We start from the raw sequence: 21,659 nt of genomic DNA, 5'->3' as shown, positions 1-21,659 counted from the left end.
TACACAATGAGTAGCGTAGATATTCTGGTCCCTGACCTGCCTGAATCCGTAGCCGATGCCACCGTCGCAACCTGGCATAAAAAACCCGGCGACGCAGTCGTACGTGATGAAGTGCTGGTAGAAATCGAAACTGACAAAGTGGTACTGGAAGTACCGGCATCAGCAGACGGCATTCTGGATGCGGTTCTGGAAGATGAAGGTACAACGGTAACGTCTCGTCAGATCCTTGGTCGCCTGCGTGAAGGCAACAGCGCGGGTAAAGAAACCAGCGCCAAATCTGAAGAGAAAGCGTCCACTCCGGCGCAACGCCAGCAGGCGTCTCTGGAAGAGCAAAACAACGATGCGTTAAGCCCGGCGATCCGTCGCCTGCTGGCTGAACACAACCTCGACGCCAGCGCCATTAAAGGCACCGGTGTGGGTGGTCGTCTGACCCGTGAAGATGTGGAAAAACATCTGGCGAAAGCCCCGGCGAAAGAGTCTGCACCGGCAGCGACTGCTCCGGCGGCGCAACCGGTTCTGGCTGCACGTAGCGAAAAACGTGTCCCGATGACTCGCCTGCGTAAGCGTGTGGCAGAGCGTCTGCTGGAAGCGAAAAATTCCACCGCCATGCTGACCACGTTCAACGAAGTCAACATGAAGCCGATTATGGATCTGCGTAAGCAGTACGGTGAAGCGTTTGAAAAACGTCACGGCATCCGTCTGGGCTTTATGTCCTTCTACGTGAAAGCGGTGGTTGAAGCCCTGAAACGTTACCCGGAAGTGAATGCTTCTATCGACGGCGATGACGTGGTTTACCACAACTATTTCGACGTCAGCATGGCGGTTTCTACGCCGCGCGGCCTGGTGACGCCGGTTCTGCGTGATGTCGATACCCTCGGCATGGCAGACATCGAGAAGAAAATCAAAGAGCTGGCAGTCAAAGGCCGTGACGGCAAGCTGACGGTTGAAGATCTGACCGGTGGTAACTTCACCATCACCAACGGTGGTGTGTTCGGTTCCCTGATGTCTACGCCGATCATCAACCCGCCGCAGAGCGCAATCCTGGGTATGCACGCTATCAAAGATCGTCCGATGGCGGTGAATGGTCAGGTTGAGATCCTGCCGATGATGTACCTGGCGCTGTCCTACGATCACCGTCTGATCGATGGTCGCGAATCCGTGGGCTTCCTGGTAACGATCAAAGAGTTGCTGGAAGATCCGACGCGTCTGCTGCTGGACGTGTAGTAGTTTAAGTTTCACCTGCACTGTAGACCGGATAAGACATTATCGCCTTCTCCGGCAATTGAAGCCTGATGCGACGCTTAACGCGTCTTATCAGGCCTACGGGGAGCACCAATGTAGGTCGGATAAGGCGCTCGCGCCGCATCCGACAAGCGATGCCTGATGCGACGCTTGCGCGTCTTATCAGGCCTACGGGTGACCGACAATGCCCGGAAGCGATACGAAATATTCGGTCTACGGTTTAAAAGATAACGATTACTGAAGGATGGACAGAACACATGAACTTACATGAATATCAGGCAAAACAACTGTTTGCCCGCTATGGCTTACCAGCACCGGTGGGTTATGCCTGTACTACTCCGCGCGAAGCAGAAGAAGCCGCTTCAAAAATCGGTGCCGGTCCGTGGGTAGTGAAATGTCAGGTTCACGCTGGTGGCCGCGGTAAAGCGGGCGGTGTGAAAGTTGTAAACAGCAAAGAAGACATCCGTGCTTTTGCAGAAAACTGGCTGGGCAAGCGTCTGGTAACGTATCAAACAGATGCCAATGGCCAACCGGTTAACCAGATTCTGGTTGAAGCGGCGACCGATATCGCTAAAGAGCTGTATCTCGGTGCTGTTGTTGACCGTAGTTCCCGTCGCGTGGTCTTTATGGCCTCCACCGAAGGCGGCGTGGAAATCGAAAAAGTGGCGGAAGAAACGCCGCACCTGATCCACAAAGTTGCGCTTGATCCGCTGACTGGCCCGATGCCGTATCAGGGACGCGAGCTGGCGTTTAAACTGGGTCTGGAAGGTAAACTGGTTCAGCAGTTCACCAAAATCTTCATGGGCCTGGCGACCATTTTCCTGGAGCGCGACCTGGCGCTGATCGAAATCAACCCGCTGGTCATCACCAAACAGGGCGATCTGATTTGCCTCGACGGCAAACTGGGCGCTGACGGCAACGCACTGTTCCGCCAGCCTGATCTGCGCGAAATGCGTGACCAGTCGCAGGAAGATCCGCGTGAAGCACAGGCTGCACAGTGGGAACTGAACTACGTTGCGCTGGACGGTAACATCGGTTGTATGGTTAACGGCGCAGGTCTGGCGATGGGTACGATGGACATCGTTAAACTGCACGGCGGCGAACCGGCTAACTTCCTGGACGTTGGCGGCGGCGCAACCAAAGAACGTGTAACCGAAGCGTTCAAAATCATCCTCTCTGACGACAAAGTGAAAGCCGTTCTGGTTAACATCTTCGGCGGTATCGTTCGTTGCGACCTGATCGCTGACGGTATCATCGGCGCGGTAGCGGAAGTGGGTGTTAACGTACCTGTAGTAGTACGTCTTGAAGGTAACAACGCCGAACTCGGCGCGAAGAAACTGGCTGACAGCGGCCTGAATATTATTGCAGCAAAAGGTCTGACGGATGCAGCTCAGCAGGTTGTTGCCGCAGTGGAGGGGAAATAATGTCCATTTTAATTGATAAAAACACCAAGGTTATCTGCCAGGGCTTTACCGGTAGCCAGGGGACTTTCCACTCTGAACAGGCCATTGCATATGGCACTAAAATGGTTGGCGGCGTAACTCCAGGTAAAGGCGGTACTACCCATCTCGGCCTGCCGGTGTTCAACACTGTGCGTGAAGCTGTTGCTGCTACTGGCGCTACCGCTTCTGTTATCTACGTACCAGCACCGTTCTGCAAAGACTCCATTCTGGAAGCTATCGATGCAGGCATCAAACTGATTATCACCATCACTGAAGGCATCCCGACGCTGGATATGCTGACTGTGAAAGTGAAACTGGATGAAGCAGGCGTTCGTATGATCGGCCCGAACTGCCCGGGCGTAATCACTCCGGGTGAATGCAAAATCGGTATCCAGCCGGGTCACATTCACAAACCGGGTAAAGTGGGTATCGTTTCCCGTTCCGGTACACTGACCTATGAAGCGGTTAAACAGACCACGGATTACGGTTTCGGTCAGTCGACCTGTGTCGGTATCGGCGGCGACCCGATCCCTGGCTCTAACTTTATCGACATCCTCGAAATGTTCGAAAAAGATCCGCAGACCGAAGCGATCGTGATGATCGGTGAGATCGGCGGTAGCGCTGAAGAAGAAGCGGCTGCGTACATCAAAGAGCACGTTACCAAGCCAGTTGTGGGTTACATCGCTGGTGTGACTGCGCCGAAAGGCAAACGTATGGGCCACGCGGGTGCCATCATTGCCGGTGGTAAAGGGACTGCGGATGAGAAATTCGCTGCTCTGGAAGCCGCAGGCGTGAAAACCGTTCGCAGCCTGGCGGATATCGGTGAAGCTCTGAAAACTGTTCTGAAATAAATACGTGTAATAAGAAATAGCCCTCGCCGCTTCCCTCTACAGGAATGGCGAAGGGCTGTCGGTTTCGACATGGTTGGCCATCTTATGATGGCCTTTTTTATGCCTTAAACGTTAACCACGGTCGAAATCTGACCGCATGTTGAATTAATCCGGCTGCTTGTTGGGCTTCGATAACCGGACCAATATCTTTATAAGCAGCTGGCGCTTCTTCAAGACGTCGTTCTTCGCGCAATGTGACGCATTGCCACGGCAGCGCTGACTCTTCAGTCGCGCGTGAGCGCATGGTCTGCCGACGCTGGCTGCGTCCTGCTCCGTGACTGCATGACCACAGCCACTGCGGGTTGCCGCAACCGACCGCAAGCCACGAATAATCGCCCATTGATCCGGGGATTAACGCCAGATCGCCCACGCGTGCCGGCGTTGCGCCTTTGCGATGAATATTCATTTCATGCTCGCGAAGGATGATGTTATGCGGCACATCCACCACCAGATGTGAATCATCCTGATGGAATAAATCGGCAAAACATACGCGAACCATTTCCGCAATGGTCACGCGATTTAACCACGCGTAACGCGCCGCCATTCCCATAGCCTGCAGGTATTCCTCCGCCAGCTCACCGCCCAGAGCATATAATCCGCTTTGTGGATGTTTATGCCCGGCGGGCCAGGCTGCACGGGCGCGATCCATCCAGCGTCGTCCGACGTAAAAGCCGACATCTCGCGATCCGCTATGGATCATCACCACGATATCGCCCATTTTCAGCCCTTGTTGCCAGGCCACATGGCGATCGACCACGCTATCAACCACCTGAAGTTCAATAAAATGATTACCTGAACCCGGCGTACCAAGACAAGGATCGCGGAGTAATGCGCGGTCCGTTGCCAGCAGGGCGGGTGGGGCATAACGCGAATGACTGTTATGCTCGTTCAGCCCAATGCAGCGATCAATCTCTTGCATCATCCGGGGGATATTCGTGCGTGTCCAGAGACCCGCTGATGGCAAGGTCGACACACAATTTGCCGGTCCGCCATCAAAAAGCGCGGTGAACGCTCGTGCGGATAACGGAACATCGCGCTCATTTTGCAGTAGCACTTGTGTTAACCGCTGAGTGATGACGTCTTTATGCGCTTCGGCTTGCTCAAGTGTTAATCCAGTCGTCAGCAGTCGCATGCCACAAGAAATATCGGTGCCGATGGCGGCGGGAATGACTAAATCCGGCGTTGAGGCCACCACTGCGCCAACGGGGACGCCATTGCCGGGGTGAAAATCTGGCGTCGCGCACGTCTGGCGTACATAACCTGGATGATCTGGTAGCTTCACTTCTGCAAAATCAAGAAGTTGTGTCACTGCTTTTTCTTCTAGCGGCAGTTCGTCCGGCAGCAGTACGTGGGCTCTGGCTCCTGATGGACGAGATAATGAAACAATATTGTTGGCGCGGGAAAGTTGGATCCCTTTGCGCAGAAAGGCTTTATCAAGCCTCGAAAGATGATGCATAACGCTGTCCTGAAATATAGACGTTAATCAACCCCCTGTATTGCGAGGGTAATTTTGTCTTTCCGGTCAGCAGCCAGCAAAAGGGAAAGAAAACGCGCGTAGTGTATTCAGCAATGACGATAAATACAAGATAAAAATACCGATTGCCAAAGAGGGTTGTTGTTATAAAGGTGGTGAATTATCGACACCCGATTGTAAAATATGAAAGATGATAACTCCCAGAATATATATTTTAAGAGTTATTTTTACGCCTGTTCTTACGGCGGTAACTATCCATTGCTTGCCGTTTTTTAATTATCAAAGTGGGATAAAAACAAATGAATTATTGATGATAATACAACATGTTTTTATGACGAATAATGAAGATCTTATTTTAAATATCATCGTGTTATGCGCACTGCGTGGTGTCGGATTACCTGGTGTTATGCTAATGTCTGGTTGTTATTAACGCATTTCTCCGGATAATTAAATTACAGACATCTTGCAATCTCATCATATTCATATGTTCAAATGAGAAAATATTTTGCCAACAATATCACTTTTTCCAAAAGTTAAATTAAGCATATTGAAATCGCATACAAAGCGTTGGCAGTTTTTTTGAATTTACATTCAGGGTGAATATTCCATAACAAATGAAATTCACCAAATGAATTGATAATGCGAAATTATAAACGGAGATTATATAAACCGTTTCTGTATTCCTTCGCTCATTTTTTCTGGGCGATGACAGCATTTAATTTTATCCAGTAACAGGAGAAGATTCATGAGTAAGCCTTCAGACCCTCGTATTGATACCAGTCGCGTCATCCATGCGCCACAAGGAACTCAACTGCATTGCAAAAACTGGCAGATCGAAGCTGCCTATCGGATGTTGCAGAACAACCTTGATCCCGACGTAGCCGAAAATCCACAGCATCTGGTGGTATACGGTGGCATTGGCCGCGCGGCGCGTAACTGGGAATGTTTCGACCAGATCCTCGAATCACTCAAAAATCTCGAGCCTGATGAGTCGCTGTTGGTACAGTCCGGTAAACCCGTGGGCGTGTTTAAAACTCATACTGACGCGCCCCGCGTGCTGATTGCCAACTCTAACCTGGTGCCGCAATGGGCCAACTGGGATCACTTCAATGAACTGGATCGCAAAGGTCTGTTCATGTACGGCCAGATGACCGCGGGCTCGTGGATCTACATCGGTAGTCAGGGCATTGTGCAGGGAACGTTCGAAACTTTTGTCGAAGCAGGTCGCCAGCACTACAACAATTCGCTAAGTGGAAAATGGATCCTGACCGCGGGGCTCGGTGGTATGGGCGGTGCACAACCGCTGGCGGCGACTCTGGCGGGAGCTTGTTCATTAAATATCGAGTGCCAGCAAAGTAGCATCGACTTCCGTCTGCGTACCCGTTATGTCGATAAACAAGCGAAAGATCTTGATGATGCACTGGCGCTGATTAAATACCACACCGAACGCAAAGAAGCCGTTTCTATCGCGCTGCTGGGCAATGCAGCGGAAATTGTTCCTGAGTTGGTGAAACGTGCGCATCAGGGAGCGATCAAACCGGATCTGGTGACCGACCAGACCTCCGCTCACGATCTGGTCTATGGTTACCTGCCAATGGGCTGGAGCGTAGAACAATGGCGTGCTGCACAGCAGGATCCACAACAGCACGCCAGACTGCAAAAAGAAGCGGCACAGAGTTGCGTGGCGCATGTTCAGGGGATGCTGGACTTCCAGGCGATGGGGATCCCGGTTGTCGATTATGGTAACAACATCCGCCAGGTGGCTTTCAACGAAGGTCTGCAAAATGCCTTCGATTTCCCGGGCTTCGTTCCTGCTTACATTCGCCCCATGTTTTGTGAAGGCAAAGGCCCGTTCCGTTGGGTGGCGCTGTCTGGTGACCCGGAAGATATCTATAAAACCGATGCCAAAATTAAAGAACTATTCCCCAATAACGTACTGACCCATCGCTGGCTGGATATGGCGCGTGAGCGTATCGCCTTCCAGGGGCTTCCTTCACGTATTTGCTGGCTGGGGCTTGGTGAGCGTCACCTGGCGGGGCTGGCATTCAACGAAATGGTGCGCAACGGTGAACTAAAAGCACCGATTGTGATTGGGCGCGATCATCTTGATACCGGTTCTGTCGCCAGCCCGAACCGCGAAACTGAAAGCATGCTCGATGGCAGTGACGCGGTTTCTGACTGGCCGTTGCTCAATGGTCTGCTCAATACCGCAGGTGGCGCAACGTGGGTGTCTCTGCATCATGGCGGCGGCGTCGGGATGGGGTATTCACAACACGCCGGGATGGTTATTGTTGCCGATGGTAGCGAAGAAGCCGAAAAACGTCTGGCGCGTGTGCTGGTGAATGACTGTGCTTCCGGGGTTATGCGTCATGCGGATGCGGGTTATGAGGCGGCAATTGAATGTGCCAAAAATTATGGTCTGAAATTGCCGATGATTCGCTAAATATTAACGCTGTTATTTAATATTTGCGCTAATACAGGCGGGAAGTTATCCGCCTGTATAACAATAATTATCAAAAATATTCATTACATCGTCGAGAGAAATATCTCTCGACCCTCTATTGCTGTTTCAAAAAATGACCTCTCATTTTGCAGGAGACTTTTTCATGGAATCAAGCAGCCCTATCCGCAGTAAAAAACCAGTATTAGAATCAAATACGATTAACGCCGTTCCTGAGTCCGCTCGCCACGGCGCGCCCTCCAGCTAGTTTACTTTATGGCTAAGTGCTAACTTACAAATTACCGCCGTGGTGGACGGCGCGTTAGCGATTATTTTTGGCTCTGAAGCCATGTCAGCAATTATTGGTTTATTAATCGGTAATATTATCGGCGGCGCGGTTATGGCATTGCACTCGTCACAGGGGGCAAAGCTGGGATTACCACAGATGATCTCCAGTCGTATCCGCTTTGGCGTCAAAGGAGCGGCGCTACCGTTACTGATGGTGATTATTATGTATCTCGGATTTGCCGCGACGGGTACGGTATTATCCGGTCAGGCGATTAACCGGATATTTGGTTTTGAGTCAGCATCGACCGGAATTATTATTTTCGGCATGCTTACCGCGATGATCGCATTGGTCGGTTATAAACTTATTCACGTCGTTGGCCGTGTTGCAGGGATATTAAGTATTCTGGGGTTTATTTACCTGGCCACTCAACTTAGTGGTCACTACGATGTGGCTGCGGCATTTGGTCAAAAGCCATTTAGCTTATCGGTGTTCTTATTAACGATTGCACTCTCAGCCGGATGGCAATTAACGTTTGCACCATACGCCTCTGATTATTCCCGCTATTTACCCTCTGATACACCAGCAAAATCAATCTTCTTTGCCACCTTTCTGGGAACTACGCTTGGCGCGCAATGTGCCATGACTTTTGGCGTTCTTGTTGCTGCTTGCGGTGCTAACTTCCTGAAAGATCAGGTTGGTTTTATGGGCGATTTAGCCGGACCAACGTTTGCCATTCTGATTTATACGGTGATTGTTTGCGGCAAACTGACGGTTAACTGTTTGAATGCCTACGGCGGCTTTATGTCGATTCTGGCGACCGTCAGCGCCTTTAACAATCGCAGCCAGGTTTCACAGCGTGTTCGTGCTGCCTACGTTGTAGGGTTCGTGCTGTTGTCGATGGTCGTCGCGCTGGCGGCAAGCGCAGACTTTTTGAATAATTTCAAAAACTTCGTTCTGCTGCTGTTGACGGTATTTGTGCCGTGGAGCGCCATCAATCTCATCGACTACTACTTCATCTCACAAGGTAAAACCGACATTCCGGCACTTTATACCCCGGAGGGGCGCTATGGCGCGTATAACAAAACTGCGTTGGTTTGCTACGGAATTGGTGTGCTGGTGCAGATCCCCTTCCTGAATCAAAAACTGTATCAGGGACCCATTTCTGTACTGATGGGCGGGGCGGATATTTCCTGGATTATCGGCTTGTTAATGACTGCCGTTATTTATTACCCGTGGGCAAAACGTACTACCAGCGTTCCTGCCCAGACTATTTATCCCGAGTCGTAAAATGGAACCAATGCTGATATCTGCAATGGATAAGCCCTTGCAACCGTGGCGCAACGGCGGGGGTTTTACGCGACAACTGCATGCCTGGCCTGATGATGAAAACTGGCTGTTACGCATCAGTATGGCCAATGTCAGCCAGGACGGTCCTTTTTCGGCGTGGCCTGGCGTGGTACGTGGCCTCGCCATTCTCGATGGGGAAGGGGTGAGGCTGACGTTTGCCGATTCGATAATCAACCTGCAACGTCACGATCCCGCCTTAATTTTTCCCGGAGAAGCCATGCCAGATTGCCAGCTGCTGGGCGGTGCAGTTCGCGATCTCAATGTCATGGCGCGGGAAGGCGATACGGGGATGTTGCGAGTGCAAAGTGCCGTTGACTGGCTTCCTCCGTCACTTGCGCAAGCGGGCCTGTTCACGCTGTGTGAAGGGGAGTGGATAAGCGGCGAGAAAAGGGTGTTTGTCGCGGCAAATATGTTGTTATGGCTGGTTGCGCCTGATGGCAAGCCCTGGCGTTTCGTACCACGGAAAAAAGTCTCCGTCGGTGAGCTGGCGGGCTGGTGGCTTTATTATCTACGAGGGGAAAAATCCTTATGAGTGCATTAACGCTCTGGCGAAATACCACGCTGGCGACGCTTTCCGCTAACGATTGGGGAGTGATTGAAAATGGTGCAGTAATCAGCCGTGGCGACACTATTGTCTGGCTTGGCAAGGCCACGCAGATCCCTCGCGAACTGACGGCTGACATTACAGAGGAACACGACCTGCAGGGTAAGTTGCTGACCCCCGGTCTGGTGGATTGCCATACGCATCTGGTGTATGGCGGCCAGCGGGCGAATGAGTTTGAGATGCGGCTGCAAGGCGTGGCTTATGAAGATATCGCCAAAGCGGGCGGCGGGATCTTATCTACCGTCAATGCCACGCGGGCGGCCAGCGAAACACAACTGTTTGAACTGGCGGCGCAGCGACTACAAAACTGGTTGCGTGAAGGCGTCAGTACACTGGAAATAAAATCCGGTTATGGCTTGACGCTGGAAGATGAAGCGCGCTGTTTGCGCGTTATCCGCCGCTTACAGGAATCTACAGGATTACGTATTCAGTCTACGTTTCTTGGGGCGCACAGCTTGCCGCCAGAGTTTGCCGGGCGCAGTGATGATTACATTACGGCGCTTTGCGACTGGATGGGCGTCTTACATGAACAGGGGCTGATTGATGCGGTTGACGCTTTTTGTGAAAACATTGCCTTTAGCCCAGACCAGGTACGGCGCGTTTTCAGTAAAGCGCAACACTATGGATTGCCTGTAAAACTGCATGCCGAACAGCTTTCTGACCAGCAAGGCGCTGCGCTGGCGGCGGCGTTTTCTGCACTCTCCTGCGATCATCTGGAATACCTTAGCGAGTCGGGGATCGCCGCCATGAAAATGGCTGGAACGGTGGCGGTACTGCTCCCCGGTGCTTATTACTTCCTGCGCGAAACCCATCTGCCGCCGATTGCCGCTTTGCGGGCAGCGGGCGTGCCGATTGCTATCTCCACGGACCATAACCCCGGAACGTCTCCCAATATGTCATTGCCATTGATGATCAATATGGCCTGTACGCTGTTTCGCATGACGCCGCTGGAAGCCGTTCAGGGCGTTACGCGTCATGCGGCAAAGGCACTTGGGCTTGTTGATCGGGGTGAACTTGCACCGGGATTACGGGCGGATATGGCGGTCTGGGATCTTAACCATCCACGTGAACTGGCTTACTGGTTTGGGCATCAGCCTTGCCAGGGGCTTATTGTCGGCGGAAAAAGGAGTTGGTAATGAAGCAAACATTATTGCCGTGGAGTGGGCGTGTTGACTCGCAGGAAATCGGCATCAGCACTCGCTGGCATCAGCATGTGCAACCGTTTAGTGAACAAAGCCACGGCGGTTGTACGCTGATTGGTTTTGCCGTTGATGACGGGGTGCAACGTAATGGTGGGCGAGCGGGTGCAGCAGGCGGACCGGGCGCGTTGCGCAGCATGTTGGGAAATATGCCAGTGCTCTGTGAAGGCGCTATTTTCGATATGGGCGATGTACAAAGCGAGGACCACGCGCTGGAGTCCGCACAAAATCGTCTGGCGGCCAACGTATCTACAGCCATTACGCGCGGCAGTTTACCGGTGGTTCTGGGTGGCGGTCATGAAGTGGCGTGGGGAACATTTCAGGGGATTATGCAGTCGCGTCCTGATATTCAGCGGTTACTGATTGTGAACCTTGATGCGCATTTTGATTTACGGATGGCGGAAAAAGCCAATTCAGGTACGCCGTTTCGTCAGATGCAAGAGTGGAACGCGCAGCATGGCAAACCGTTTAATTATCGCGTGCTGGGAATAAGTCGTTTTGCCAATACTCAGGCGTTATTTGATCGCGCTGATTGTCTCGGTGTGCGTTATTGGCTGGACGAATCTCTGCAATTTGAACGTGGTTTGCATGAGGTCGCTAATGCGCTCTCGGCAGATATTCAGGCATGTGACGCCATTTATTTAACGATTTGTCTCGATGTTTTACCTGGTTATCAGGCGCCCGGTGTTTCTGCGCCATCACCGTTAGGCGTGCCGTTAAATATTACTGAAGCCATTGTGAATTTAATCGCCGGTAGCGAGAAGTTGATTGCGGCGGATATTGCCGAACTTAACCCGGACCTGGACCGCGATAATTTAACCGCGAAAGTTGCCGCTCGCCTGGTGACCAGTATTGTCCGGCGGGGGAAAACAGATAGAACAAATTAAAACGTTGTCGCAGTAACCCGTTGTTAAACTCATCATGATAAGGAAACACAATGAAAGGATTGATACGAAGAGTCACTGTCACCGTTGTGCTCTGGAGCGTTTGCTCCATCGCGATGGCGAAATCAACCATCACTCTGGATGGCGAACATCTTTCCATTGACCAGGCTTGGTCAATTGCGTTAGGTGATAACGACGTCAAAATCGCGCCGAAAGCTCTGGACAGAATGGAAAAAAGTTATGATCTGGTGATGACCGCCGCACATTCTGGAACACCCGTTTATGGTTTAACCGTAGGTGTGGGGCTAAATAAAGACCAGCCGATATTTGATGCCAAAGGAAATTTAACGCCTGAGGTGATTGACGCGTCGAAAAAATTTAATGCTGCCGCGCTGCGCGCCCATTCTGCGGGCGTTGGTCCGATGTTACCGGATTATCTGGCACGCCTTTCAATGGTATTACGTTTAAATACTATGCTGCATGGGCAAACCGGCGCGCAGCCTTATATTGCCGAGTTGTATGTCGAATTTATTAACCGCGGCGTTACACCGTTAATTCCGGCGCGGGGAAGCATCGGCGCAGCGGATATTATGCTCGCTTCGCACGTTGGTCTGGTGATGATGGGGGAATGGAAAGCCCGAGTAAATGGCGTGCAAATGAGCGGTGGTGACGCGCTGGCGAAAGTGGGGCTTAAGCCACTGGTGCCACAGGGTAAAGATATGCTGGCGATTTTGTCGAACAACAGCGTCGGGACAGCCTACGCTATCGAAGCAGTTCGTTCGGCACGTCAGTTGCTGAATGTCAGCCCGGTGGTTTTCGCTATGAGTCTGGAAGCGTTGAATGGTAACGTCGCACCAGTACTGCCGCAGTCAATTGCCGTGCGTCCTTTCCCGCAGTTGGCTGACTCTGCAAAAGAGATTCGCGATGCGTTAAACGGTTCATATTTATGGCATAAAGATGACAAACGTGCATTGCAAGATCCGTTATCGTTCAGAACTACGGTATATACCATTGCTGAATCAGTACGCGCTTTGCATGATGCTGAAGAGATCATAACCGTACAAATCAACAGTTCCGATGACAACCCAGCAACGGTGCTGAATGCTGACAAGGCGTATCAGGACTCCAGTCAGGTCGCGCAATATTTTGTTAAAGATGGCGCAGTCAGCGGCGGGATCTTCCCGACGGCGAATTTCGAATCGTTACCTGTTGCGCTTGCCACTCAGCGTCTGACCGTGGCGTTGGTACATGTTTCGCATAACAGTATCCGTCGCTCGCTGCACCTGGAAGATGAGCACTTTACCGGTTTAACGCGCTTCCTGTCGGCGCCCGGTAATAAAGGTCACGGCTTCGGTTCGCTGCATATTCCGTTTGTCGCGCTGCATGCGGAAAACGTCGATCTCGCCAATCCTGTTTCTTTCGATATTCAACCGGTTGCCGGAGGTATAGAAGATACCGGCGCCAATAATGACCACGCGGCCAGAAGATTGAAACAGGTTGTCGATAATCTGAACGTGATTTATGGCATTGAACTGATGCATTCCGCACAGGCTCTCGATTTACGGTTGCAGGCCGATCCGCAACTGGCATTAGGAAAATCCACCAAAGCAATGTTTACCGAATACAGAAAAGTCGTGCCGTTTGTCGACCAGGATCGGGTCTTTACCCCAGATATTGCAGCTTCGCAAAAATTCTTAGAAGGATATGCTATAAATCAAAAATAAAATTTTTGTTGATTGTTTATCATAATATCCATAGATATGATAATTGCTATCAATTTAATAATCTTCACTTAACTTGAATCATAATAATCCGAAGGGCGCTTTGCTTTTCGGATTATTATTATCTGATTGAGACAATTGTCACGCCGGGCTTGCTGGGTTATAAATATCGATCATGATTTTTATAAAATAATCTATTGCTGCTTTGGTTGCCATTACTTAGCAATAAGTAATGGTTTTTTGATAGTTTAAACTATTTTTAAGGGACGGCATTATGAGAGGAAAAATACCCAAAACGGAACTGTTGGTAACTTTTGAGGTAGTCGCACGCCATGAAAGTTATACCAGAGCGGCAGAGGAGTTAGCGTTAACCCAAAGCGCAGTATTCAGGCAAGTTAGCGCACTGGAAGATTTTTTACATATATCATTATTTGCGCATTCTAAAAAAAGAATATTTCTTAATGATGCCGGAAAGCATTATCTGGGCATTGTTAAAGAAACATTGAATAAGCTTGAACGTGACACGAATACTATCATGACCTGGCAGCCTACGGTTCAGGTTATTGAGCTTGCTGTCAATCCTACTTTCAGTACGCACTGGTTGATCCCCAATTTACGTGAGTTCAATAAATTGTATCCCGATATAATTGTCAATATTCACTCATTAGCTAATAACGGGGATTTTCTTAATCGGGAATACGATGCCGTCATTATGCGCGAAAATTTTTGTGCGCCCTGGTCGGAGGTAGAATATCTCTTTGAGGAAGAGATCCTGCCGGTATGCAGCGGCAGTTTACTTTCACTTCCTGACCAAAAACTATCTGTTGCAGAGCTATTAAGTGAGCTACCACTGCTGCATCAAAGCACCCGTATTACTGGCTGGGAAGAGTGGTTTGCATTGTCTGGCGTAATCAGTCCGTTGGTGAATAACGGGCCACGTTTTGATTTACTTTCAATGCTGATTGCCGCCGTGCGATCTAATCTCGGCGTGGCGCTGTTGCCCCGGTTTGCAATTCAACACGATTTAGATAGCGGTGACATGGTGATTCCGTGTGATGTGCCTATTCGTACCGGCAATCGCTTTATTATGACGTGGCGGGAAGAGAAGGCTGATTATCCGCACTTGCAACTCTTTCGTGAGTGGTTGCTGGCAAAATCGGTCGTACCGGAGGAGATGTAAAACCTGCGCCTGGCGAGATGCCAGGCGCAGTCATTACCAGTCGATACCAGGCTGTGCCTGAATACCGTTATCAAAAGCATGCTTGACGGGGCGGATTTCGCTTACCGTATCCGCCATTTTTACTATCTCACTATGGCAGCCGCGCCCGGTGACAATGACGTTTTGCTGCGTCGGGCGATTTTGTAGCGAAGCGATCACTTCTTCGGTATCCAGATAATGGTAAGCCAGCATGTAGGTCAGCTCATCGAGCACCACTAAATCGTAACGCTCATCAGCCAGCATCCGCTTGCATTCAGACCAGACCTCTTTCGCCGCGTCGATATCCGCTTGCCGATTCTGTGTCTCCCAGGTAAAACCTGTTCCCATAATATGAAATTCAACGCCCAGTGGATGGAGAAGGTTATATTCGCCGTTGTCCCACTGTCCCTTGATGAACTGCGCAACGCCAACCGTTTTGCCATGACCTACGGCGCGCGTCACGGTACCAAAAGCAGCGGTGGATTTTCCTTTTCCGTTACCAGTGAAAACAATCAATATTCCTTTTTTCTCCGTCGCCGCCGCGATGCGTGTGTCGACCTGTTCTTTCAGTTTCTGCTGGCGCTGAATATGTCGTTCGGTTGAAATCCGCGCTTCCATTCACTTTCCTTAATGCCCGGCGGGGCAATTGGCGCAATAGTGTTGCTGCTCAAACTGACTAAAGAAATTATTGCCTTTATCATCCACCAGAATGAACGCGGGCAAGTTTTCAACTTCCATCATCCACACTGCTTCCATGCCCAACTCCGGATATTCCAGGCAATGCAGGCTTTTGACATATTCTTGTGCCAGTAACGCCGCCGCACCGCCGATACTTCCCAGATTAAAGCCGCCATGTTTGTGACAGGCATCGGTAACCTGCTGGCTGCGGTTGCCTTTCGATAACATCACCAGACTGCCGCCAGCCGCCTGGAAGGCGTCGACATAACCGTCCATTCGACCGCCCGTGGTGGGCCCAAGAGAACCACAGGCCATATTTTCCGGTGTTTTCGCGGGGCCAGCGTAATAGACAATATGATGTTTCAGGTAATCCGGCATCGGTTCGTCGTTATCCAGTCGTTCTTTTATTTTGGCGTGGGCGATATCACGCGCCACCACGATGGGGCCGCTTAACGACACTCGGGTGCCGATCGGTAATGTGGCGAGCTCCTGCATTACCTCACGCAATGGACGAGTGAGATCAATCTGTACGTTATGCGTGTGATTGTCTTCCCGCATTGAGGCTGGAATATATTGTCCCGGATTATGTTCGAGTTTTTCCAGCCAGATGCCGTGCTTGTTAATTTTGGCTTTAATATTACGATCGGCGGAACAGGAGAGTGCCATAGCGATTGGGCAGGAGCCGCCGTGGCGCGGTAGACGAATAACACGAATATCATGAGCGAAATATTTGCCACCAAACTGAGCACCAATACCAAATTGTTGGCTGGCGTCGAGCAAGGTTTTTTCCAGCTCAACATCGCGGAAGGCTTGTCCCTGCTCGTTTCCGCTGGTGGGCAGATTATCGTAGTATTTTGTCGACGCTAGTTTGGCAACTTTTAGCGCCTGATCGGCAGAAAGTCCCCCGACGACAAAGGCGATGTGGTAGGGCGGACAGGCGGCAGTTCCCAGCGATTTCATTTTTTCGATTAAAAACGCAGTCAGTTTTTCTGGTTGCAGGAGAGATTTAGTTTCCTGGTAAAGCGCAGCTTTATTGGCAGAGCCACCCCCTTTATTAACACACAGAAAATGGTACTCGTCGCCGGGGACGGCGCTGATATCAATTTGCGCCGGAAGATTGGTTTGTGTATTGACTTCGGTATACATATCCAGTGGCGCATTTTGTGAAAAGCGCAGATTATTTTCCTGGAAAGTGGTGTAAATACCTTTGCTTAAGGCTTCGGCGTCATTGCCCCCGGTCCAGATGTGTTGCCCTTTACTGGCGACAATGGTGGCGGTGCCGGTGTCCTGGCAGTTGGGTAATATCCCTTTTGCTGAGACTTCGGCATTGCGCAGTAGCTGCAAGGCCACATATCTGTCATTACTGCTGGCCTGCGGATCGTTCAGAATGCTGGCGACTTGTTGCAGGTGAACGGGACGTAAGAAAAAAGAGGCTTCATAAAATGCCTCCCGGGCAAGCAACGTTAATGCTTCCGGAGCGACTTTTATCACTTCTTCGCCGTCTATTTCCGTTACTGTAATATATTGATCGCTGATTAATTTATATTCCGTTGCGTCTTTATATTGTAAAAACGGTTCTTGCCAGATAAATGGTTTGGACATGATGTGTTCTCACATTGTGGTTATTTTTACCGAATGATAAGGCGGTTTTTTTCCAGCAGAGATTCGGTATTGACTTAAGTATTTTTTGTTTAATTACGTGTGATTGTTGTATGGTTTTTAGGAGAACGTAGGCCACCAGTTATTTCTGTTGTGATAATGCTGGCAGCTTCGTAATCAATTTTATTGATATGTTTAGATAAATGTACCTGACATAAAGAAATCTGTGCAGGTACATTTATGGGGTTGATAATCTAAACAGTATTAATTATTAAATGTCAAAATGAATGCTTAATAAAGGTGCGTGCTGCTGCGCACCATAAACATCATTATCGCCCACATTCCCGGAGATAATATCTCGTGGCATGACGATTTTTACTGCATTAGAAGGATCAAACCAGACAATACGATGAATAAAGTCAGGTTCAACATGATATAAGCGCGCAATCAGCTCTGGAGTTAATTGCCCTGATGATTTAACTCGCTCATAGTTTTCTTTCGTTTTAAATAAAATATCTAAAACCAGTTCGTAGGGTCCGGCATTTTTCGAACGAATGACTTGCGCCAGTGAGACAATTGACTGTTTCATGCCTGAACTCCTTCTGGCGTCACCTGTTCAATATGGAAATCAAAGCGCAGTGCGTCGTTGGCTTCAATCAGGTGATAGATAGAAAACTCGTATACGGGTCCGCTCTGGATATCAGAAGGGGAGAACGGGAACGCCAGGTTGCCCGCAGTGGCGATGCGATTTTCATAACCGTAGTGCAGCATAGTGGAGCGCACCAGTGAACAAACACTGTTGGCGATTTCTTGCGTCGGCGCGACCACATCCAGGACGATCCCCAGTTCATGTCCGGCAGTTTCCATGGGCTCGTGGTCGCCCATGACACCATTTTTACCGTACAGGTGGAATGTCATTCGAATGCTGTCATCGGTCAGCGACAGGTTGCGCGTTACGCTGGCTTTGACATCTTCAATGATTTTGTCGATCCCGGCGATCATAATTGGGTCGCGAGTGCCTGCGATGGTCAGGCAGCGGAAGCCCACCTGCCGCGCACCTTCCAGTTTCAGGGCATATGGCGTTTCTTCATGCTTAGAACCGCTGACATAAACTTCACCGTCGTTCACGGCTTTGAAGGTGCAGCCTTTCAGATTCAGAACACCACCTGGTCCCGGCAGGAAGTACGGGTCTGATTTCTCATACAGCGTATGCGCGGCTGCGGATGTTTCGGTGAATTTACGCTGTGGATTGAACGTCTTCAGCGTGAAGCCATTATCGTCGATGATGCCCATCGCACAGTCAGAGCCGGAGCCTGGCGTCGCGGCAATTGCTGCACATTCGAGAATTTTCCCACAGTGCAGCGCCAGCCCTTCGTCAAAGCCTTGCATGATGGGTAGCGCGGCAAAGCAGGCCGGATCATAAGCCCGGCCGCCCAGCACCACCTGTGCGCCTTCTTTCAGCGCCCTCTGGAAGGGCTCGATGCCCATTTGCGCGACAATATAGGTACTTTCGTCAATCGCGTCGTGCGTTAACGGCGGGACAAAATCCAGCGCCGTTATTTTGCCGTTATCCAGTGCCTGGTGGACGATGGCTTTGTCAACGTCCGCCGGGATCAGCGCCATCGAAAACGAAAGTTTTTCCTCTTGCGCAATCTCGTGAATAATTTGACGACACCACTCCAAATGCGGGGCTGCGCCAGAACCACCGGCCGTCCCGATCACCACTGGAATATTATTTTGCACGCCTGCGGTTATCATATAGCGCAGGTCGCGTTTAACTCCCGCGCGGTCGGTAAAGGGCTTACCCGCCCCCAGATAGTGCGGGCCAGGATCGGAAGAACCGGCATCAACGGCGATCAGATCGGGAGATTCCGCCATCGCTTTGCGGAAGCTCTCTTCAGGGAAGCCGTAACCGAGGATCGCAGTAGGTGATAAGACTTTAAAAGAACGAGCCATCTGTTAATCCTTAGCCAGCATCAGCGCGATAGTACGATTCATTTCGTTGAACACGATGTCGAGGCCTTCGTCAAACCCCATCCCCGGTTTTACCAGCATCCGCATGGGACGCGCGGCAAGAGCTACGTGGACACAAGTTCGGGCGCTGACATCGGTTTCGTTACAGGTGCCACCCTGATAAGCTTCCATTCCGTGGCTGTTGCAGTACAGAACCGCATCGACGATGTTGTGAATACTGCCCAGATCAGGCGTTTTGATTTGCACCATGTGGCAACTGGCTGCGTCAGTGAAATCAACGATATCCTGGTAGGTGTTACACCATTCGTCGGCGACAATTTTCACGCCGGAACCGAGGCGCGTCAGCTCTTTGGTGATGGCAGTCAACAGGCGAATTTGGTCAGGTTTGTTACCGGCATCGACCGGACCTTCAATGTACAGCGGCAGACCTTGTGTTTCTTCTTCCAGGCTGGCGATGTATTGCGCGCAGCGAACGGGATCCATGTCGAAGATCAAACCGATGGTGCCGTATACATCGATGTGTAGGGTAGGGTGGTAGCGAGCGCTGGTACGTTTGCTCAGAATGCGATCTGACAGCCAGCGGATATATTCGCGCAGTTTTTCGCCCTTAAAGCCCAGCTTCTCTTCGACGTTATTAATCAGCGCATGGGGCAGTACGTCGATCCCTTTAAGGATCATCTTATCGACGGCGATATACCGATCGTCGCCGCTCTGGCCAAATAAAGGAATGGATTTTGCCACGCGCGGTAACTGCCATTCATCGCAAACTACGTCAGTTTTCAGACGGCCCGTTGCCAGCGCGGTAGCGTCAAGCAACGCCTGCGATAATCCATAGCGCACGGCGGTATGCAGCAAGTTGCCGTCAATACGCAGCTTGTCGAAAAAACGGGCATTCGGCACAAACGCATCCACATCGCGGCCTTCCAGTAACGGTTTGATATGGTCATTAAGGAACGGAATAAAATGCTCGGCGAGGAACAGCGGATCGCGACCGCCTGCCCCGGAGTACTGTACCGCAGCACAGTCACCAACCGCGACCGCGCCATTTTCCAGAATCAACTGAACTGAAACGCACTCCCCAGCCTGACGTACTGCGCTAAAACCAGACGTAACCGGCTCCCCGGTATAAAAAAATCCGTCGTGGCCCGCTCCGTTTTTTATCGCCTGCTGGTCATCGAAATAGAATGAGGAGTAGCCAGCGGTGAACAGGGCCTGTTTTATTTTCATTATGGTCTTCCTATTAATTTACTGTGGGATACAGCATTGATGTCATCAACAACCATCTGGAATGTCGGTTGGCGTCCTTCAAAGCGTGCGCGTTCGGCAACGTAATCGTGGTGAAGGTCGAGAATGTCTTTTGGCAACGGAACGGCGCCGGCTTCCAGCACGCGTATCGCGCCGGTGTTGTCGCGAACCGGAAGAATTTTGCCCGCGTTGCAGGCGGCTGGCGCAAACGGCACATCCAGTACGCCCGCTTCAAATGCCAGCACCGTACCGCGCGCGATATCCCCATTCCCCAGTTCGAACACTTTATTCAGCACGGCGCGAACTTCACTCTTAATCAGCTCAACTTCCAGTTCCACCGCAGGACACGGTGGGAATTTCTGATCGCTAACCATATTGAGCATTTGTCGGGAGGCTTTCAGTCCCTGCACGTTGGCGGCAGCGGTAGGGATGCCCCAGGCTTCATGCGGACTCTTGGTGATTACTTTGGTCGCGCCCGACATTCCAGCAACCGCCGCGCCCCAGGAGATAATCGCGAACGCTTTTGACTCGTCTTCCGGAAAACCGCCCATCCACTGGTGGAACACCGTACTTAATTCGTACTCTGCATAGCCATGATTCTGGAAGTATTCGTGAGCGAGTTCCCGCAGAGACTGGATCGCCGCAATATCTTGCGTCAGGCTTCCGACCTGACCATAACCGACGGTGATAGATTTCACGCCCTGTTCCAGTGCCAGCAAGCCTTCGATTATCGCAATAGAGTGCGAGATAAACGGTGGAATCAAGGTACCTGTAAGCGGGCCAAACGGTTCGCGGTTGATGCGAATTCCGTGCTCTTCATACAGCCCCATTAAACGGTCGCAGTACTGCCAGTCGCGGATCGATTTTTCCAGCGTTACGCGTTTGGCATACGGAATATTGTAGGAAATGCCGCCGCCTTCATAGCTGGTGAAGCCGCTGGCCATTGAGATTTCAGCCAGCAGCCGCGCATCTGGTGTGCCGTGGCGGATCTGTAGCGGTTTTTGCAAGGTTTCGGTCAGACGACGGCATGCTGCGACGCCGTGGTTAACCACCGGTAAACCGTTCAGTTTAGAGGTTCCGGCTTCGATGGATTTTTTAATCCCTACCGCGGCTTCTTCGTAACGATTCAGACGGGTATAGGCATCGATGGTGCTCGGCAGCAAATCGCACTCATCTTGCAGTGTTTTCAGTAGTTCGATGTGCTCGTCCATCAACGCCACGCCTGCGCGCGGTTGGCTAAGCGTTTTACCTTCCAGGTCTGCTTTCAGTAGGGCAAGGGAGAAGCGTTTGTGATCAGGAATAGTTTGTTGATATTTAACGCCATCTTCGAAGTTTTCAACATCCTTGCCGGTTTCCCAGGTTTTCAGTACCTGTTGCCGCTCGGTCATGAATTCGTCATGGGTTAATTTCTTATTTCGAAGTTCCATTGATTG

Annotated in this window: 16 protein-coding genes and 1 pseudogene; 10 read left to right on the top strand and 7 right to left on the bottom strand. The window is 50.9% G+C overall.

Going from position 1 to position 21,659, the window contains the following annotated elements; genetic code table 11:
• Positions 1–6: 6 nt before the first annotated feature.
• The 3 genes from odhB (at position 7) to sucD (ending at position 3,535) form a co-directional block, all read left to right on the top strand.
• Positions 7–1,224, top strand: a complete 1,218-nt coding sequence (gene odhB, locus D9597_RS09875; RefSeq protein WP_130222243.1) for a 2-oxoglutarate dehydrogenase complex dihydrolipoyllysine-residue succinyltransferase — start codon at positions 7–9, stop codon at positions 1,222–1,224.
• Between the two features lie 275 nt (positions 1,225–1,499).
• Positions 1,500–2,666, top strand: a complete 1,167-nt coding sequence (gene sucC / locus D9597_RS09870) for an ADP-forming succinate--CoA ligase subunit beta (protein ID WP_001048602.1) — start codon at positions 1,500–1,502, stop codon at positions 2,664–2,666.
• Positions 2,666–3,535 carry a succinate--CoA ligase subunit alpha gene (gene sucD / locus D9597_RS09865; protein ID WP_000025458.1) on the top strand — a complete coding sequence of 290 codons (870 nt, stop codon included), beginning with the start codon at positions 2,666–2,668 and terminating at the stop codon, positions 3,533–3,535. The genes sucC and sucD overlap by 1 nt, the downstream gene beginning before the upstream one ends.
• A gap of 97 nt (positions 3,536–3,632) precedes the next feature.
• On the opposite strand, the gene D9597_RS09860 is transcribed toward sucD, so the two are convergent.
• Positions 3,633–5,030 carry an RtcB family protein gene (locus D9597_RS09860; RefSeq protein WP_130222242.1) on the bottom strand — a complete coding sequence of 466 codons (1,398 nt, stop codon included), beginning with the start codon at positions 5,028–5,030 and terminating at the stop codon, positions 3,633–3,635.
• A gap of 763 nt (positions 5,031–5,793) precedes the next feature.
• Here D9597_RS09860 and hutU point away from each other — a divergent pair.
• The 7 genes and pseudogenes from hutU (at position 5,794) to D9597_RS09820 (ending at position 14,712) form a co-directional block, all read left to right on the top strand.
• Positions 5,794–7,491 carry a urocanate hydratase gene (hutU, locus tag D9597_RS09850; RefSeq protein WP_130214975.1) on the top strand — a complete coding sequence of 566 codons (1,698 nt, stop codon included), beginning with the start codon at positions 5,794–5,796 and terminating at the stop codon, positions 7,489–7,491.
• 277 nt (positions 7,492–7,768) lie between these two features.
• Positions 7,769–9,064: pseudogene (locus D9597_RS09845) on the top strand (cytosine permease); the annotation flags it as partial.
• A 1-nt stretch (position 9,065) separates the two neighbouring features.
• Positions 9,066–9,656 carry a HutD family protein gene (locus D9597_RS09840; protein WP_130222240.1) on the top strand — a complete coding sequence of 197 codons (591 nt, stop codon included), beginning with the start codon at positions 9,066–9,068 and terminating at the stop codon, positions 9,654–9,656.
• Complete coding sequence (gene hutI / locus D9597_RS09835) at positions 9,653–10,864, top strand: imidazolonepropionase (protein WP_130222239.1); 1,212 nt, start codon at positions 9,653–9,655, stop codon at positions 10,862–10,864. The genes D9597_RS09840 and hutI overlap by 4 nt, the downstream gene beginning before the upstream one ends.
• On the top strand, positions 10,864–11,814 hold the full coding sequence (hutG, locus tag D9597_RS09830; protein ID WP_130222238.1) for a formimidoylglutamase: 951 nt from the start codon (positions 10,864–10,866) through the stop codon (positions 11,812–11,814). The genes hutI and hutG overlap by 1 nt, the downstream gene beginning before the upstream one ends.
• Before the next feature lie 50 nt (positions 11,815–11,864).
• Positions 11,865–13,535, top strand: a complete 1,671-nt coding sequence (locus D9597_RS09825) for an aromatic amino acid ammonia-lyase (protein ID WP_130222237.1) — start codon at positions 11,865–11,867, stop codon at positions 13,533–13,535.
• A 271-nt stretch (positions 13,536–13,806) separates the two neighbouring features.
• Entirely contained in the window at positions 13,807–14,712 is a 906-nt protein-coding gene (locus D9597_RS09820; protein WP_130222236.1) for a LysR family transcriptional regulator, read from the top strand.
• Between the two features lie 33 nt (positions 14,713–14,745).
• On the opposite strand, the gene cobO is transcribed toward D9597_RS09820, so the two are convergent.
• The 6 genes from cobO to D9597_RS09790 form a co-directional block, all read right to left on the bottom strand.
• Complete coding sequence (gene cobO / locus D9597_RS09815) at positions 14,746–15,348, bottom strand: cob(I)yrinic acid a,c-diamide adenosyltransferase (RefSeq protein WP_130222235.1); 603 nt, start codon at positions 15,346–15,348, stop codon at positions 14,746–14,748.
• Between the two features lie 9 nt (positions 15,349–15,357).
• Positions 15,358–17,010, bottom strand: a complete 1,653-nt coding sequence (locus D9597_RS09810) for a class I fumarate hydratase (RefSeq protein ID WP_130222234.1) — start codon at positions 17,008–17,010, stop codon at positions 15,358–15,360.
• Between the two features lie 268 nt (positions 17,011–17,278).
• Positions 17,279–17,596 carry a DUF4387 domain-containing protein gene (locus tag D9597_RS09805; RefSeq protein ID WP_130214960.1) on the bottom strand — a complete coding sequence of 106 codons (318 nt, stop codon included), beginning with the start codon at positions 17,594–17,596 and terminating at the stop codon, positions 17,279–17,281.
• Positions 17,593–18,963 (bottom strand): acyclic terpene utilization AtuA family protein, encoded by a 1,371-nt coding sequence (locus D9597_RS09800; RefSeq protein WP_130222233.1) that lies wholly within the window; start codon positions 18,961–18,963, stop codon positions 17,593–17,595. The genes D9597_RS09805 and D9597_RS09800 overlap by 4 nt, the downstream gene beginning before the upstream one ends.
• A gap of 3 nt (positions 18,964–18,966) precedes the next feature.
• Positions 18,967–20,208 carry a methylaspartate ammonia-lyase gene (locus tag D9597_RS09795; RefSeq protein WP_130222232.1) on the bottom strand — a complete coding sequence of 414 codons (1,242 nt, stop codon included), beginning with the start codon at positions 20,206–20,208 and terminating at the stop codon, positions 18,967–18,969.
• The gene (locus tag D9597_RS09790; RefSeq protein ID WP_130209900.1) at positions 20,208–21,653 is read right to left on the bottom strand and encodes a methylaspartate mutase subunit E; all 1,446 of its coding nucleotides are present in this window, start codon (positions 21,651–21,653) and stop codon (positions 20,208–20,210) included. Before D9597_RS09790 ends, D9597_RS09795 begins: the two co-directional genes overlap by 1 nt.
• Between the last annotated feature and the right edge of the window lie 6 nt (positions 21,654–21,659).

The organism is Escherichia sp. E13S3 (assembly GCF_004212325.1).
Taxonomy (GTDB): Bacteria; Pseudomonadota; Gammaproteobacteria; order Enterobacterales; family Enterobacteriaceae; genus Escherichia.
The sequence above is the reverse complement of the archived record's forward strand: the minus strand, read 5'-3'. Positions and strand labels throughout refer to the sequence as shown.